The sequence below is a fragment of the Flavobacterium sp. PLA-DH12 genome (assembly GCF_059511845.1).
This window is the reverse complement of the sequence record NZ_JCAMPD010000006.1, coordinates 44,187-61,408: the sequence shown is the minus strand read 5'-3', so window position 1 is coordinate 61,408 and position 17,222 is coordinate 44,187. Positions and strand designations below refer to the sequence as shown.

Below are 17,222 nucleotides of genomic sequence, written 5' to 3'. Positions count from 1 at the left end.
GTAGTTTCTTTAATTATTGGGAAACCACGTTTTATGATGCTGTATTGCAGAAACATCTTTTTTTTGTGAAAATAAGTTTACTAAAAATTAGTTTTTTTGTTAAATATTTTCTTATGTTTAGCAAAAATTTAATCTATGGCAAAAAACTACATAAGCTATTTATATTTTGTATTGTTTTTTATTTTTTTTAATCCCTTTTTTTCAAAACTAGCAGCCCAATGTGCTGGCAATGATAACACAAACGAATTGATTTGTGATGTTACAAATCCTATTTATCAATCTGTAAATTTATTTTCTTTATTAGGTGGTTCTCCTATTCCTGGAGGAACTTGGACAGATAATAATAACCTAAGAGGGCTAAATACTTCTACTGGTGTTTTGAATGCTCAGCTTATTCGTGCAGGAGGAACTTACAAGTATACTTATACAGCTCCTGCAACTTCGGGATGTACAGATAATAAAGCTGTCATTACCATTACCATAGGAGCATACGTTGGGGTTGGATCGGAAGTGACAGTTTGTAATGAAGATGACTCTTTTAATCTTTTTACGGCTTTTGACAGTAAAGTGATGGGGCCACATACAAACGGTAGATTTACTTACATTACAGGAGAGCCTGCCGAAAATCCGATAAAGATTGGGGGTATAAAAACCAAAACTACGCTTCGTTTTGTCTATACCGTACCCGCTGTGCTTGCCTGTTCTCCAGACGAAAAATCGACTAATCTTGAAGTTACAGTTTTGATAGCTCCAAAAGAAGGAAAACCGGCAGATCTAATTTTATGTGGAACTACTGATTTGGATGCATACACTGATTTAAATTTAAATGATCAGCTTACTGATGAAGACCCCGGTGGTACGTGGACAGGAATAGGAATAACTTCTCCTACAGATCATAATATTAATCTACAAGAATTGTTTGATGCGAACGGGCCTGGAGAATATGCTTACATTTATAAAGTTTTAGCAATTCCTGACAATAATATATGTCCTGATAAAGAAGCTACAGTAAAAATAACTCTTGAAAAAAGACTTGATTTTACAGGGGCTAAAATCGTAGTTAAAGATATCTGCGAATCGGAAATTGCGACAGCAACTTACTCGGCAAAAATTACACAGGGACCAGATCCTATTCCGAATGGCGAATATAAAGTTTCTTATACCGTTGTTGGGCCAGGAATATCTGTTTCAAATGCAAAGACCGCAAATTTTGTAAATGGAGAACTTAATTTTCCAATAGAAACAGCTTATTTTAATCGGGTTGGTAAATACAATATTACGGTCACCAATATAGTATCAACATCAAGTAAAGGAAAATGCGTTAACATTTTTAGTCCATTTGCAACTATTTTAACGATTTATCCGTTACCGCGATTGACGAATGCTTCATTAACAGCACTCGCAGTTTGTCAAAATGATGATGCAGTAATTCAAGTTACTGCACCCAATTTACTAGATGGAAATTATCGCATTTCTTATAATGTGAATGGAGATAATCTTGCTCTTGGTGAAACGGCAGAAATGCTTGCCGCTGGTGGAAAAGCCTCTTTTGTAGTTCCAGGAAACCTGAGCACCAGAAGCGGATTATCAGTAATTACCATTTATAGTATTACCAATATCACAAATCCTGCACCTCAATGCAGTAATACAGCAAATGTGGCCGGAAATCTAAATATAAATCCATTGCCAAATGCAGTAACTGTGGTTGCAAAAGTTAATGATTATTGTTTGAATGCTCCAGTTTCTGTAGCAGTTTCGGGATTAGGAAGCTTAACCAACGCCAGTATTTCTTATACATTGTCTGAAAGCAATTTTTCATCTGTTCAAACTATTACTAAAGCTGTAACAAATGGTAAATTAGATTTTATAATTCCGGCTGAATTGCTTTTAAATACAGGCGTCACAAAAATTACATTATTGAATTTAACCAGTACGGTTACAAATTGTGATGTAGACTTAATCAATGTTACAGATGATTTCATAATAAATCCAATTCCACCAGCGCCAATTGTTCTAGATCAAAATTTTTGTAAGGTTGATGAAGCGGTAATTGCTAATTTAGAACCGAAAGGAACTCAATATAAATGGTATAATTCGGCAACAGCAACAACACCGCTTGCTTCTGATTATGTTTTAAAAACAGAAGATTACTTCGTTAGAGAAACTTCTACAGCAGGCTGTGTTTCAGAACCTGCCAAGGTTACGGTAATTATTTACGATACTCCTGCACCGGAAATGAATGAAACGGCAGATTTTTGTGGATTGGCAAACCCAAAAATAAGTGATTTGTCTAATAAAACAAATGTTCCAACAACAGTAGCTTGGTATGATGCTGTAGATGGAAATCTATTGCCTTCAACCACAATGTTAGTTCATAATGCAACTTATTATGGATACGATTTGAATGAAGTAACACGATGTTTGTCAGATAATTATAAAGAAGTAAAAGTTTCACTTCAGGACTGTGAGGTTGCTCAATACGATTTTTTTATCCCAGACGGATTTTCTCCAAACGGAGATGGGGTAAACGATTCGTTTGTGATAAAAGATATTGAATTTTTATATCCAAATTATACACTTGAAATTTATAACAGATACGGAAACGGAATGTATAAAGGAGATAATAGTAAACCTGCTTGGGATGGCAAAAATTACGAAAAGAGCGGTATCGCAGCTGGTATTGCGCCCAACGGAGTTTATTTTTATGTACTGCATTTCAATAAAGACAATAAACCGCCCAAACAAGGCCGTCTTTATTTAAATCGCTAAACCACTTTTTACATTTTAATATAATTTTCAAATGAAAAAAATAATACTCGTTATAAATTTCCTTTTCTGTTTATCCATTTCTGCCCAGCAAGATCCCGAATACACGCATTATATGTACAATATGAGTGTAGTTAATCCGGCTTATGCTACAGGTATTCCTGCCATGATGAATTTTGGAGGATTGTACAGAACACAGTGGGTAGGGGCAGTTGGAGCTCCAAAAACATTTACATTTTTCGGTCACACCGCCATTTCAGATAAAATAGAAGCTGGTATCTCATTTGTCTCAGATGATATTGGAGATGGAGCCAAAAAGGAAAATAATGTTTATGCTGATTTTGCATACGTTTTAAAATTGGGCGGACAAAATAAATTATCATTGGGTTTAAAAGCAGGTTTTTCATCCATGCAGACCAATTTTAATGGTTTTCAATTCACAGATCCTCAAACCGATCTAGCTTTTGCAGAAAATATAAATGCAACAAAACCAAACATTGGAGTAGGAGCCTACTATTTTATAGATAATTTATATGTTGGATTATCTGTGCCAAATCTGCTGAAATCCAAATACATTGAAGAAAAGTCAGGGATTAATGCTTTTGGTTCTGAAGAAATACATACTTTTTTAACCGCAGGTTATGTTTTTCAGCTGAATGATGCATTGAAATTGAAACCCGCATTTATGTCAAAATTTGTAAAAGGCGCGCCAATAACGTTAGATATTACAGCCAATGTTCTGTATAATGAAAAATTTGAATTTGGAGCCGCCTATAGAATCGATGATTCGGTAAGTGCATTATTTAATATTAATGTTACGCCGACCCTAAGAGTGGGTTATGCTTACGATTATACGCTCACAAACTTCGGACAGTTTAATTCTGGAACACACGAAATCATGCTGTTGTTCGATTTAGACTTGTTAGGAAAAGGATTTGATAAATCACCAAGATTCTTCTAAAATGAAAAATATGAAAAAACTACTCGTTATTGTATTCGTATTTTCAATACAGTTTATAAGTGCCCAAAGTCAGGAGTTAAGCAGAGCAAAACGATTTTTTGACAAAACGTATTACAGTGAAGCTATTGTTTTGTACCAAAAATTAGCAGACGAAAAACCTTCGCAAGAAGTCATTAAAAATCTGGCTGATTCTTATTTCTATACAAACGATTTGATAAAAGCACAGCGATATTATCGTCTTTTGGTTTCAAGTTATAGTAATAATTTGGATCGAGAATATTATTTTAGATATGCGCAAACTTTAAAAGCAACAAATAGAGACGATGACGCAAATGCCAATTTAAAAGAGTATTATGCTAAATCTGCCAATTCTGAGGATCTTGCCAATTTTGAAAAAGACCTTAAAACTTTAGAAAATGTTACCGCAATCGGTAAGCGTTTTGAAATTAAAAACCTTGCTATAAATACCCCAAATTCTGAATTTGGAGCGGTGAAATACAAAGAAAATCTAGTTTTTGCAGGTGTTAAATTGAAGCCTGGTCTATTCGATAAAAAATACAAATGGGATAACGAAACCTATTTGAATTTGGTTTCAGTTCCGCTTAAAAACATTAATTCGGCAGATTCTATTGTTCATTATTTTGCTAAAGAATTGAAAACCGGAATGCATGAATCGAATGCTATTTTTACAAAAGATGGCAAAACAATGTATTTTACTCGAAACAATTCAAAAAACGGAAAAAAGAAAAAAGACGATAAGAAAATTTCAAATCTTCAGATTTTTAAAGCAGAATTGGTTGATGGAAAATGGACAAAAATTACATCGCTTCCATTCAATAGCCCGAATTATTCTGTTGAGCATCCGGCCTTAAGTCCAGACGAAAAAGTGTTGTATTTTGCTTCAGATATGCCTGGATCTTTAGGATCTTTTGATATTTATTCGGTTAATATCAATAAAGGTGCATTTGATACTCCAAAGAATTTGGGTCCACAAATTAATACCAATAAAAGAGAGCAGTTTCCTTTTGCCTCGGCAGATAATAAATTATATTTTTCTTCAGACGGACATTTAGGCTACGGATCTTTGGATGTTTTTGTTTCTGAAATAAATGGAAACGAATATTCAAAAGCTGTAAATATTGGACTTCCTTTAAATTCTAATTTAGATGATTTTGCGTTTAATATCGATTCTAATACCAAAGAAGGATTTTTTGCATCAAATAGAGAAGGAGGAAAGGGAAGCGATGATATTTATCAATTTAAAGAAATAAAAGATTTAATTGTTGAAGATTGCAAACAGTTTATTGCTGGAACCATTACAGATATTGATACGAAATTGGCTTTAGAAAATGCAACGGTACTATTGCAGGATTCAGAAAATAAAACTTTAAATACTATTACAACTTCGGCTGACGGAAAATTTAGTTTTACTGTTGCTTGTGAGACTTCGTATAAAATTAGTGCTTTCAAAGAAAATTATACTAACGCATCAAAAGTACTGACATTAGACAAAACAAGAGATAAGGTTAACGATGGTTCTTTGGCATTAAAATCTTTAGAAGCAATCAAACAAGAAGAAAAACAAATTGCTGAAAACAAGAGAAAGCAAGAAATTTTTATTGAAGAAGAGAATAAGAAAAAAGAAGCTTTGGTTGCAATTGAATTAAAAGAAAAAGAAAAAAAGGCCAAAGAAGCTGCAATTGTTGCCGCTGAAATCAAAAAGAACGAAAAAGTAAAAGACATTTTAGCAAAAGAAAAAGATGTTGTAAAAGACAAAGACCGATTAATCATTAAAACAGATCCGATTTATTTCGATTATGATTTGTGGTACATCCGTAAAGAATCCAAAGTGATTTTAGGCAGAGTTGTAGAACTAATGAAAAAATATCCTGAAATGGTAATCGAAATTGGATCGCATACCGATTCAAGAGGAAACGAAAAATACAATGCCGATTTATCTCAGAAAAGAGCCAATTCAACAAGAGAGTTTATCATACAATCTGGTATAGATGCCAAAAGAGTTTCTGCAAAAGGTTATGGTGAATCAGTGCCAATTATAAAATGTAAAACAGATGAATCGTGCTCAGAAGAAGAACACGAATTGAATAGAAGATCTGAATTTGTAATCAAAAATTTATAAAATTATAGTAAGAAAAAAATCTTTTTTCTTTAATTTTATAGTAGTATCAATAAAATAGAAAAATTATGAGAAATCTAGCCTTATCTTGTTTGCTTTTATCCTTTGTAGGATTGCAAAGCTGTAAAAATGAAGAAAAACAAAAAGCCGCTGAAGCTGTAAAAGCAGAAGTTGAAACAGTAGTTAGCACTGCTTGCTACAAAGCAATTTATGAAAAGGATACAATAGATTTAAAATTGAATACTTTAAAGAGTGGAAAATTAACTGGAGATATGATTATGAGAGTTGCTCCTTCAACTGTTAGAACAGGAGAAGTTGCGGGTGAGTTTCATGGTGATACTTTATTTGTAGATTATACTTTTAAAGACAATGTGAATGGAGAAAAAACATTCAAAAACCCAATGGCTCTTTTAAAACGTAACAATCAGCTTATTTTAGGAAACGGAACCATGCAGACAACAATGGGAGTTACTTATCTAGTAAAAGATAAACCAATTGATTTTGAAAGCGTAAAATACAAGTTTGATTCTGTCGAGTGCGCTGCAAAGTAATAAAGAAGAAAGATTTGAGAAGCAAGATGTTGTTTCTCTATGTAGATAAAGAGAAAAGATTTTAGAAGGAAGATATTTCTCTGTAAAAGTAAAAAGCCGTTTCTAGATTTAGAAACGGCTTTTGTTATTTTAGGTTTTTTAATTCTTATTGAACTTCACCTTTAATTTTAAGGGCTACTCTTCCATCAGGATAGTTTACTGCATTTGTCTCAACAGTAATTGTTTTACGAATTGGCCCTGCAACCATATTATATTTTACATCGATTTTTCCTTTTTTGCCCGGCAAAATGGCTGCGGCAGGTTTAGTAACAACGATTGAACTTACTGTAGATTCTGCACCGGTAATTAATAAAGGAGCATCTCCGGTGTTTGTAAATTCAAAGGAACGAAGTCCATTGTCACCTTTAGAAATTTTTCCATAATCAATTGTATTGTCTGGGGCTGCAAATTCAATTTTTGGGCCGTTTTGTGCATAACTTACTGCGCTAAACAATAAGGCTGCAATAAAAGAGGCTGCATTTTTCATATGAAATCTTTTTTTTAATTGTAAGTAAATATACATTCTTTTAATTAACACACAAATTATTATTTCTCTTTTTATAGTCTACTTAATTATTTACTTTTGCTGTCAGTTATAAATACAAAAATTGAACCATTTTTTTGTTTAACTGTTTAATCGTTTATTTGCTTAATCGTTGAGATTGATTTATAAATGATTTTTATAAACAGAAAATAAGAAAACAAATCAATTTGAAATTCGATGATCAAAACCGATTAACGGTTAAACAAATTAACGATTAAACAACCCTAGTAAATGACAATTCCAGCACAATTTGACGCTAAGACGATTGAGAGTAAATGGTATGATTACTGGATGAAAAACAACTATTTTCATTCAGAACCAGATCATAGAACACCGTACACCATTGTAATTCCGCCGCCAAACGTCACTGGAGTCCTTCACATGGGACATATGTTGAATAATACGATTCAGGATGTTTTAATTCGTAGAGCACGTCTTAAAGGATTTAACGCTTGTTGGGTTCCTGGAACAGACCATGCTTCTATTGCTACTGAAGCAAAAGTGGTAGCAAAATTAAAAGCAGAAGGAATCAATAAAAACGATTTGACCCGCGAAGAATTCCTGAAACACGCTTGGGAATGGACAGATAAATATGGTGGAACAATCTTAGAACAGCTTAAGAAATTAGGTGCTTCTTGCGATTGGGAACGCACTAAATTTACGATGGACCCAGATATGTCTGCATCTGTAATTAAATCATTTGTAGATTTATACAACAAAGGATTAATTTACAGAGGATACCGTATGGTTAACTGGGATCCAGAAGCAAAAACTACGCTTTCTGACGAAGAGGTAATTTATGAAGAACAACAAGGAAAACTATTTTTCTTAAAATATAAAATCGAAGGTTCAGAAGATTTCTTAACGATTGCTACAACTCGTCCAGAAACTATTTTTGGAGATACTGCAATCTGTATCAATCCGAATGATGAGCGTTTTACACATTTAAAAGGTAAAAAAGCGATCGTTCCGATTTGCGGAAGAGTAATTCCAATTATTGAAGACGAATATGTTGATGTAGAATTTGGAACAGGATGTTTGAAAGTAACGCCTGCTCACGACATGAATGATAAAACGTTAGGAGAAAAACACAACCTAGAAATCGTTGATATTTTTAATGAAGACGCAACTTTAAATAGTTTCGGATTACATTATCAAGGAAAAGACCGTTTTGTAGTTCGTACAGAAATTGCAAAAGAACTAGAAGAAATTGGAGCTTTAGCAAAAACAGAAACACACTTAAATAAAGTGGGAACTTCTGAAAGAACAAAAGCGGTAATCGAACCAAGATTATCAGACCAATGGTTCTTGAAAATGGAAGAATTAGTAAAACCAGCAATTAAGTCAGTTTTAGAAACAGGAGAAATTAAATTACATCCAAAACGTTTCGAAAACACTTATGCACATTGGTTAAACAACATACGCGATTGGAATATTTCTCGTCAATTATGGTGGGGACAACAAATTCCAGCGTATTATTACGGAGATGGAAAAGAAGATTTTGTAGTTGCAGAAAACATCGAAGATGCGCTAGCATTAGCAAAAGAAAAAACATCTAACAGCTCACTTACAACATCTGACTTAAAACAAGATGTTGATGCATTAGATACTTGGTTTTCATCTTGGTTATGGCCAATGTCAGTTTTTGGCGGAATCATGGATCCAGAAAGTCCAGACTTTAAATATTACTATCCAACAAACGACTTGGTGACAGGTCCGGATATTTTATTTTTCTGGGTGGCGAGAATGATTATTGCAGGTTATGAATATGCAGGTGAAAAACCATTTACAAACGTATATTTGACTGGTTTAGTTCGTGATAAACAACGTCGTAAAATGTCTAAATCATTAGGGAATTCTCCTGATCCTTTAGACTTGATCGATGCTTTTGGAGCTGACGGTGTTCGTGTGGGATTGCTTTTAAGTGCTTCTGCAGGAAATGATATTATGTTTGATGAAGAATTATGCAGTCAAGGAAAAGCATTCTCAAATAAGATTTGGAATGCCTTCAAATTGATTAAAGGTTGGGAAGTTTCTGAAACGATCGCACAGCCAGAATCATCAAAAGTGGCAATCGAATGGTACGAAGCGAAATTACAGCAGACTTTGGTTGATATTGAAGATAATTTCGAGAAATACAGAATTTCAGATTCTCTTATGGCAATCTATAAATTGGTTTGGGATGATTTCTGTTCTTGGTTCTTAGAAATGATTAAACCTGCTTACCAACAGCCAATTGATAGCGTAACTTTCGCGAAAGCGATCGAAATGTTAGAAAACAACTTGAAGTTATTGCACCCATTTATGCCTTTCTTGACAGAGGAAATTTGGCAGTTAATTGCTGAAAGAACTCCAGAAGAAGCTTTAATTGTTTCGACTTGGCCAGAAGTAAAACCATTTGACGCTAAATTGATTGCTGATTTTGAAAACTCAATTGAAGTAATTTCGGGAATTAGAACAATCAGAAAAGATAAAAATATTCCGTTTAAAGATGCAATCGAATTAAAAGGAATCAACAGCGAGAATGTTTCTACTTATTTTGATTCAATTATAACAAAATTAGGAAACGTTTCTGCTTTCGAATATGTTTCTGAAAAAGTAGACGGCGCATTGTCTTTCCGTGTAAAATCAAATGAATATTTCATTCCGATTACAGGAAACATCGATATTGAAGCTGAAATTGCAAAACTGACAGAAGAATTAAATTATACAAAAGGATTCTTGAAATCTGTAGAAGCGAAACTTTCAAATGAGAAATTCGTAAACGGAGCTCCAGAGAAAGTCCTTAATTTAGAAAAACAAAAACAAGCTGACGCTCTAGCAAAAATTGCTACAATTGAGCAGAGTTTGGCTGGTTTGAAATAAGAATCAGATTTTTCTAATTTATAAAATTAAACCCGACAGGTTTCCAAAACCTGTCGGGTTTGTTGTTTTTTATAGCCAACTAATTCACGAATTTTATTTTGATAATCGTGGGATAAAACAATGATTTACTAAGTTATTTTGCCTGTTTGCTTTCGTTTGGGGCGTGACTATTTTTTTTTCAAAACTTCAGGTATTTAAATGGTGCTAATTGAATTATAATTGAACTTTAAACAAAAATCCCAAGATTTTTCTATTTCCAGAGAAACATAAAATCTTGGGATAAATAAAAAAACATCTAATTCAATATTTTAGAACTTGTAACGCAGACTTGTCATAACCTGACGAGGAGCGATTGGGTTAACACTATAATTTTCGTGAACAGTATAGTTTAATTCGTTTGTAATGTTTGATAGTTTGCAAAGAATAGAGAATTTTCTCCATGTATATCCAGCTGAAACATCAATAGTTGTATAGCCATCGATTGGAATTTCTCTATGGTAGATTCCATCAGGATATTTAACAAGATCTGTACTGTATTGATCGTTCCATCCGCCTAAACGATCACCGATGTAATTTCCTATTGCCCCTAAAGATACTCCTTTAAAGAAACCGTCTTGTACAGTATAAAAGAAGCTTAAGTTTGCAGTGTTTGCTGGAGTTCTAACTAAACGATCACCTTCTATAAAACTTCCGTTTAAACCAGATGTTTTAGTATAACGCATATCGTTATAGCTGTAACCAGCGATAATGTTTAAGCCTTCAATTGGTCTTGCAGTAACATCAATTTCGATACCTTTACTTTTAGTTTCACCACTTAAAACTTTAATGTTTGTATCTGAGTTTAAACTTCCGTCAGCTTTAAATTCAGCTGTTTGAGCTAGATTGCTGTTTACGATTTGATAAACAGTAACATTTGTGCTTAATAATCCTTGTAAGAAGTCGGTTTTAATACCAGCTTCATATTGATCGATAATAGATGGCTCAATTGGTTTTAAATCCGCTGTAGTTCCCGTGTTTGGAGTAAATGAAGTAGAGTAGCTACCAAATATAGAAACATCTTTTCTCGGTTGGTATATTAACCCAAATTTTGGAGAAAATGCATTGTCTAATTTTTTAGCACCAACTGTTGGAACAGCATTTTCGGGGCTTACTGTTTGTACTTTATTAGCATAAGTTTCTTTGTAAGTTGTAACCTGAGCTTCCTGCCATGACCAACGTACACCTGCCAATACTTTGAATTTTTCAGTAATTGAAATCAAATCTTGGAAATAAACACCAAAACGATTCGTTTCTGTTTTTGCAATTTGAGTTGCTCTTGCGTTTGGAATATCATTTCTTTGTGTTGACGGATCAAAATTGAAAAGATTGATAGTGTCATAATTTGCTGGATCAAATGCAAAAGTATAAGCTGTTGCAAATGAGTTTTCCCAGTCTGCACCAGTAAAAATTTGATGTCTTACAGATCCTGTATTAAAGTTTCCTTGAAGGCTTAACTGGTCTCCTAAGATTTGTTCTGAGTTGTCATTTTGAACCAATGGTCTTGTCCAGTCTCCATTATCTTTTACAGATGATAATTGTGCTGTAGATTTTGAAGCTCTATCATAATTTTGGAAAGAAGAATTAAAGTTTAATTTCCAGTTTTTGTTAAAATCGTGATTTAATAATACAGAAGCACTAGAAGATTTAGTTGTACCATTAGACCAAAGCGCTCCGTAGAATGTCTGACGAGGTAAATCAAGAATTTGTGTTCCAATAATTCCTGTTCCAAAGTCAGGAGTCCAATCTGCAGACAAATAATCTCCTTGTACTGTAATTTGTGTTTTAGGGCTAATTACAAAAAGCAACGATGGATTAATGTATAAACGCTCGTTTTTTACAACATCTCTAAAGCTTTCTGAATTCTCGTAAGAACCATTAAGTCTAAATGCGATTGATTTAGTCAAACCTCCATAAAAATCAAAAGCAGGTTTGTAATAAGAAAAGCTTCCTATTTGCATTGATACCTCGCCACCACTTTTAAATTGAGGAGTTTTGGTTACTAAGTTTACAATTCCTCCTGGAGCCACATTTCCAAATAATAGGGCAGAACCCCCTTTTAGAAACTCTACTTTATCTAAACCAGAAACATCAGGAATTGATCCTGCATTGTATCGGAATCCATTTTTGAACATATTATTAGCAGATAAATCGTAACCTCTAGAAAAGAATGATTCCTGAGCGCCACCGCGAGAAGAACCAACATAAACACCGTTGGCATTTTTAAGAACTTCACTTAATCTGATGGCTTGCTGTTGTTCGATTACTTCAGAACCGATAACTTGTATCGTTTGAGGATTGTCCATTGGTTTTAATCCAGAACGAACTGCTGTTACAGGTTTTGGTTCTTTTGTTTTGGTAACCACAACCTCGTTAAGAATTTCTCCTTTTTTATTTTTTACAGTATCATTAACTGAAGAAGTAGTCTCATTGCTTGAGTAATCTTGGCCGTAAGAGACAAAACTTAATAATCCTAATGCAAATAGTAAATTATATTTCATGGTGTTTATTTAGATTCAATAAAAATTATCGAGTGCAAATATAAATAGACAAAGTCTTTAACAGGAAATTATGAAGCGATTTTCTTTATTAAAACTTACTTATTCTTTTCTTAAGATTTGCTTAAGTATTTTCTAATGTTATTTTAATTTAGTATAAATAGTAACAAAAAATCCTTGCTAAGGAGCAAGGATTTTAAATTGAAATTAAAATCTAAGAATGAGATTGACTGAAATTATTTTACAGCAATTTGATACGTTGCCATTTTCCAGATTTCATCGTATTTTTTTCCATTATGTTCGCCAGACGATTTATCTGTATGCGCATATTCTACCATATAATTTCCAGACCAGATTGGTGTAAAAGAGAATTCTCCTTTATCGTTTGTCCATAATTCTTTTTCCCATCCGTTTGGAGCAATTACTTTGATTTTTGTTTGTTTAGCAATAGCTCCTTCGTAAGAAGCAACTCCAGTGATTTTACTGTCTTTTTTTGCGACATCTGCATTTTCTGAGAAAACAGCAATCTTGTTTGTGTTAGAAGCAATATTGTTTCCTGTAGCTTTGTTTCCAACAACAACAGTTGCACTAGAATTGTAATCTAGTTTCATCGTGCCATAAACATCTTTTACAGTATGATGCATAACAATTGTATAAACTCCGTCTTCATCTGGTGTAAAGAAAGCCTGGTATTTATTGTCTAAAGCTTTAGAAGTTAATTTAACCTCTTTTTTGGATGGAGAAATTACAACTAAAGAAAAATCCTTTAAATCAGAAAACCATTTATCTGCTTTTGTAATATCGTTATCAGAGAATTCTCCAAAATAAACGGAAATTTCTTGAGCTTTTCCTTTTGTTCCTGTTGCCTTAGTTTCTATCCAAAGGGCGTGAGCAAAAAGCTGAGGTGCAGCAAAAAGCATTAAAAATAAAAAGCTTAGTGTTTTTAAAGTATTTGATTTCATAAGATCAAGTTTAAAGTATAGAATTATATTTTCCACAAACATAAGTCTTATTTAGAATAAATAAAAATAAAACATAAAAAAAAACCTCGAAATACATTTTAAATTGTATAGATTTCGAGGTTTTAGAAAATATTTGAATAGGAAAACTAAAGTCTTACTGTTAGGTTTACTAAGAAGTTTGCAGGAGCTTGAGCCATTCCATAAGAATCCCAATACTTTGTGTTTGTCAGGTTGTTGAATTTAACGCCAAGTCTCCATACTGGTCTGTCGTAAAATACAGTTGCACTGTAAATTGAATAAGAAGGAGCATAAAAACTTTCATCTTCAAATTTATACTGTTTGTCTACATAATTTCCTCCCAAACCAAATCCTAAATTTTTTAGTGTGTTTTGAAATTTATACGAAACCCAGAAATTGACAACATTTTCTGGTGCACCGCTAGCCTTGTTGCCTTCAATTGAGGCATCAGACGATTTGACGATGCGGTTGTCATTATAAGCATAACCAGCTGTCAAGTTTAAGCCGTTTATCGGATTGGCAATAAATTCAAAATCAATTCCTTTACTTACTTGTTTTCCGTCCTGAATATTATATCCATCAGGATTTGTTCTTGTAGCATTATCAATTGTAATGTTGTAGTAGCTAATTGTTGTGCTTAATTTTTTATTAAATCCTTCTACTTTTACACCACCTTCATATTGATTGGCATAAATTGGCTTTAAGATTAATATAGATCCGTCTGGCTGATTTACAGGTCCAGCATTTTGAAAACCATTCATATAATTTCCAAATAAAGAAACCTGTTCTTTAACCAGTTCATAAACCAAACCTAATTTTGGAGACAAAGCAGTTTGGTTGTATCCATCAGTATCTTCCAATTTTTTCTGAACAAAGTTGTCTAGACGAAGACTTAACATTGCCGATAAGCGATCTGTAAAACTAATTACATCTGAAGCATAAACACTAAAAGTCTGCTCATTTGGAACACCAAATTGCATTTCCTTCAATTTCGGATCTACATCGCTTTTTCGAATTGGTTCGAAAGCTGTCGTTACGTCAATTTCATCTAAAACTTGTGTTGTGGCATATTTAAAAGTGCCTTTTGTAAATCTGTAATTAACGCCCGCTAAAAGTTTATGTTTGATGCTTCCCGTAGAAAACTCGCCATTAATATTTTCTTGAAAATTGGTGAAGTTATTATGAATTGCGCCAAAACGCGATACCATTCTTTGAACTTCTGTTGGCGATTTCCATGCAGTGTAGTATTGATAACTATGATCTACACGTTCGTCTACCAATGAGAATAGTGTTGTAGATTTCCAGTTGTCAGAAATTTTATATTCTGCTTGAGCAAATATTTTAGGAGAAGTTGTTTTAGCATCAAGATCATCTGCAAATAAACTCGTTCTGTAATCTACTTTTAGATCTGTTGGGTTGGTAAGCCCTTCCGCATAAGAGCGTCCGTAAGTAGGGCGTGTGTTATTGGTGTTGAAAATCTCTGTGTCCAAACTCAACGTTAATCTATCGGTTGCTTTATAAATAATGCTTGGTGCAAATAAGACAGTTTTATTAAAACCATAATTTAAGAAGCTGTTTTCTGTATTGGCCGAAGCGTTCATTCTAAACAAAACTTTTTTATTCTGAGTCAAAGGCATATTAAAATCTACCGCAACGCGCTGCAGCCCAAAGCTTCCTCCAGTATAAGATATCTCTGTTTTGCTAGTTTCAAAAGGCTTTTTGGTAACCAGGTTTACAACTCCTCCAAATGAAGAAACAGAAGAACCAAACAAAGTTCCAGAAGGACCTTTTAGCACTTCAATTCGCTCGGCATTATCAATTGAGATTGAGCTTCGTCCAGAAAGAGTTTCCATTCCGTTTCGTGCGTTTACACCTGTACTGAATCCTCTAAAACTAATTTCAAGTCCACCAGACGGATATATTTTTGATATCGCACCAGTAGCATTTTGCACTGCGCTTCTTATGTCTACCGCAATTTGCTCTTGTAATAGTTCTTTGTGAATAACATTGTAAACCTGTGGATTTTCAAGATTCTTTAACGGCATTCTAGCAACATAATCGGTCTTTTTTGATAAATTGCTTTTCTTGCCATTTACGACCACTTCATTCAATTCTTTATTAGAAACCTTTAATTGTAAATTAGTGGTAATGGTTTCATATTCAGTGACAATTATTTCTCTTTCAAGCGTTTCATAGCCCGATAGAGATACTTGTATAATGTAAGTGCTGGGTTTTACTCTGTTAAATTCAAAACCGCCGCCGTCATTAGAAACGGTGCCGTATTTCGTATTTTTAAGAATAATATTGACACCGGCAGCGGCATCGCCATCAGATGTTGTGATTGTTCCTTTTATTTTTCCGTGGTTTTGTGCAAAGGCAGATAAAAACGAAAATAGTAAACTGACTGAAAATAGAAAACGCGTAGTTTTCAAATGGAGGTAATTCATTATTATTTTAAATTGGTTTATAATTATTAATTTTATTTAGAATAAATAAAAACAATGCAAATGTAAAAATTAAAATAGTTTTAACAATTTTATTTTTTTCTCATTTAGTGTCGAAATTGTTAAATGTTGATTTTATAGAGATTAATCAAAATTCTTATTAGAACTTGTAGTGGGATAAACTTTAAAAAGGCTTAATTTTGCAGTCTGAAAAACGATTTCATGATTTTACCATTCTTTAAAAAGATTCAAAATACGCCTCGAGGATATCGTATTGCCAATACAGTTTTTTTCTTTCTTTCTGGTTTTGGCTATTCTTCTTGGGTTTCGAGAATCCCACATATACAAGCCCAATTGAAATTATCTGAAGCCGAATTTGGAGCCGTTTTATTTGCTTTTCCAATCGGTTTAATGTTGACAATGCCCTTTACGGGAAAACTGTTAAACAAATACAGTAGTCGATATATTATGCTGCTTGGTGCGGTAATGTTCAATGTGGCTTTGTCTTTGCCAGGTTTGGCGGCATTTGTCTGGCAATTAGTCATTATACTTTTGTTCTTTGGAGCCTCTCGTAATATTTTCAATTTATCTATAAATGCACAATCTCTTGAAGTGCAGAAATTATATCCAAAATCGATTATTACGCGTTTTCATGCAGTTTGGAGTATTGCCGTTTTTTCGGGAGCGGGATTAGGCTATGTAATGGTAACACAGAAAATTGCGCCATCACATCATTTATTGGGAGTGAGTATTTTTATGCTGGCGCTGACAGCTTGTTTCTATCCGATGAGTATTCACAACGAACCTGTTCCAGTTAAAAAGAAGTTTTTCTCAATGCCAGAAAAAAATCTGGTAAAATTTTCCCTGATCTGTTTCGTTTCTATGGCTTGCGAAAATACGATGTACGACTGGAGCGGAATTTATTTCGAAAATATCTTAAAAGCTTCTCCAAAATTAACCAGCGCTGCGTTTGTGTTTTTTGCTTCGGCAGTAACTTTAGGGCGTATTTTTGGGGATTATGGCGTAATGAAATTTGGAACTAAAAAAATCCTGCTTTATAGCGGAATCTTAATAACGGCTGGTTTTGGTCTTTGTTTTGTCTTGCCGTATGCGTATCCAACAATTTTCGGTTATGTTTTAATCGGATTTGGGGTTTCTTGCGTGGTTCCGTTAGTATTTAGCATTGCCGGAAGATCTTCAAACTTAAGCAGCGGTTCGGCCTTAACTTCTATATCAACAATTGGTTACCTCGGATTTTTATTAGTTCCGCCAATGGTTGGTTTTATTTCTGAATATCTAAGCATGAAATGGGCGTTTCTTATTATGGCACTTCTAGGTATTCTGATGATTTTTATGGTGAACAAGATCGGGGAGAATGAGTAGTTTTTAAAGTACTAAGTA

10 protein-coding genes are annotated in these 17,222 nt (G+C 33.6%); 6 read left to right on the top strand and 4 right to left on the bottom strand.

The window, feature by feature from the left end:
- Window positions 1–135 precede the first annotated feature (135 nt).
- The 4 genes from AC5ZCW_RS13165 to AC5ZCW_RS13150 all read left to right on the top strand — a co-directional run bounded on the left by AC5ZCW_RS13165 (window position 136) and on the right by AC5ZCW_RS13150 (window position 6,415).
- Window positions 136–2,769, top strand: a complete 2,634-nt coding sequence (locus AC5ZCW_RS13165; protein WP_496120303.1) for a gliding motility-associated C-terminal domain-containing protein — start codon at window positions 136–138, stop codon at window positions 2,767–2,769.
- A 31-nt stretch (window positions 2,770–2,800) separates the two neighbouring features.
- On the top strand, window positions 2,801–3,727 hold the full coding sequence (locus AC5ZCW_RS13160; protein ID WP_343542309.1) for a PorP/SprF family type IX secretion system membrane protein: 927 nt from the start codon (window positions 2,801–2,803) through the stop codon (window positions 3,725–3,727).
- A gap of 10 nt (window positions 3,728–3,737) precedes the next feature.
- Window positions 3,738–5,867, top strand: a complete 2,130-nt coding sequence (locus tag AC5ZCW_RS13155; RefSeq protein ID WP_496120301.1) for an OmpA family protein — start codon at window positions 3,738–3,740, stop codon at window positions 5,865–5,867.
- Window positions 5,868–5,932: 65 nt separating this feature from the next.
- Window positions 5,933–6,415: a hypothetical protein gene (locus AC5ZCW_RS13150; protein WP_496120299.1), complete on the top strand. Its 483-nt coding sequence runs from the start codon at window positions 5,933–5,935 to the stop codon at window positions 6,413–6,415.
- 145 nt (window positions 6,416–6,560) lie between these two features.
- Here AC5ZCW_RS13150 and AC5ZCW_RS13145 read toward each other — a convergent pair whose 3' ends face one another.
- Window positions 6,561–6,941: a DUF1573 domain-containing protein gene (locus AC5ZCW_RS13145; RefSeq protein WP_343542304.1), complete on the bottom strand. Its 381-nt coding sequence runs from the start codon at window positions 6,939–6,941 to the stop codon at window positions 6,561–6,563.
- A 288-nt stretch (window positions 6,942–7,229) separates the two neighbouring features.
- Between AC5ZCW_RS13145 and AC5ZCW_RS13140 the strand changes: the two genes are divergently transcribed.
- Window positions 7,230–9,863, top strand: coding sequence for a valine--tRNA ligase (locus AC5ZCW_RS13140; protein ID WP_496120297.1), 2,634 nt, complete (start codon window positions 7,230–7,232; stop codon window positions 9,861–9,863).
- Between the two features lie 308 nt (window positions 9,864–10,171).
- Here AC5ZCW_RS13140 and AC5ZCW_RS13135 read toward each other — a convergent pair whose 3' ends face one another.
- From AC5ZCW_RS13135 to AC5ZCW_RS13125, 3 genes are all read right to left on the bottom strand, one after another.
- A complete protein-coding gene (locus AC5ZCW_RS13135) occupies window positions 10,172–12,400 on the bottom strand; it encodes a TonB-dependent siderophore receptor (protein WP_496120295.1) in 2,229 nt (742 codons plus the stop codon).
- 233 nt (window positions 12,401–12,633) lie between these two features.
- On the bottom strand, window positions 12,634–13,359 hold the full coding sequence (locus tag AC5ZCW_RS13130) for a DUF4198 domain-containing protein (protein ID WP_343542299.1): 726 nt from the start codon (window positions 13,357–13,359) through the stop codon (window positions 12,634–12,636).
- A 146-nt stretch (window positions 13,360–13,505) separates the two neighbouring features.
- Entirely contained in the window at window positions 13,506–15,824 is a 2,319-nt protein-coding gene (locus AC5ZCW_RS13125; protein WP_496120293.1) for a TonB-dependent siderophore receptor, read from the bottom strand.
- A 219-nt stretch (window positions 15,825–16,043) separates the two neighbouring features.
- Here AC5ZCW_RS13125 and AC5ZCW_RS13120 point away from each other — a divergent pair, with 219 nt between their 5' ends.
- Entirely contained in the window at window positions 16,044–17,204 is a 1,161-nt protein-coding gene (locus tag AC5ZCW_RS13120) for an MFS transporter (RefSeq protein ID WP_343542295.1), read from the top strand.
- The last annotated feature ends 18 nt before the right edge of the window (window positions 17,205–17,222 follow it).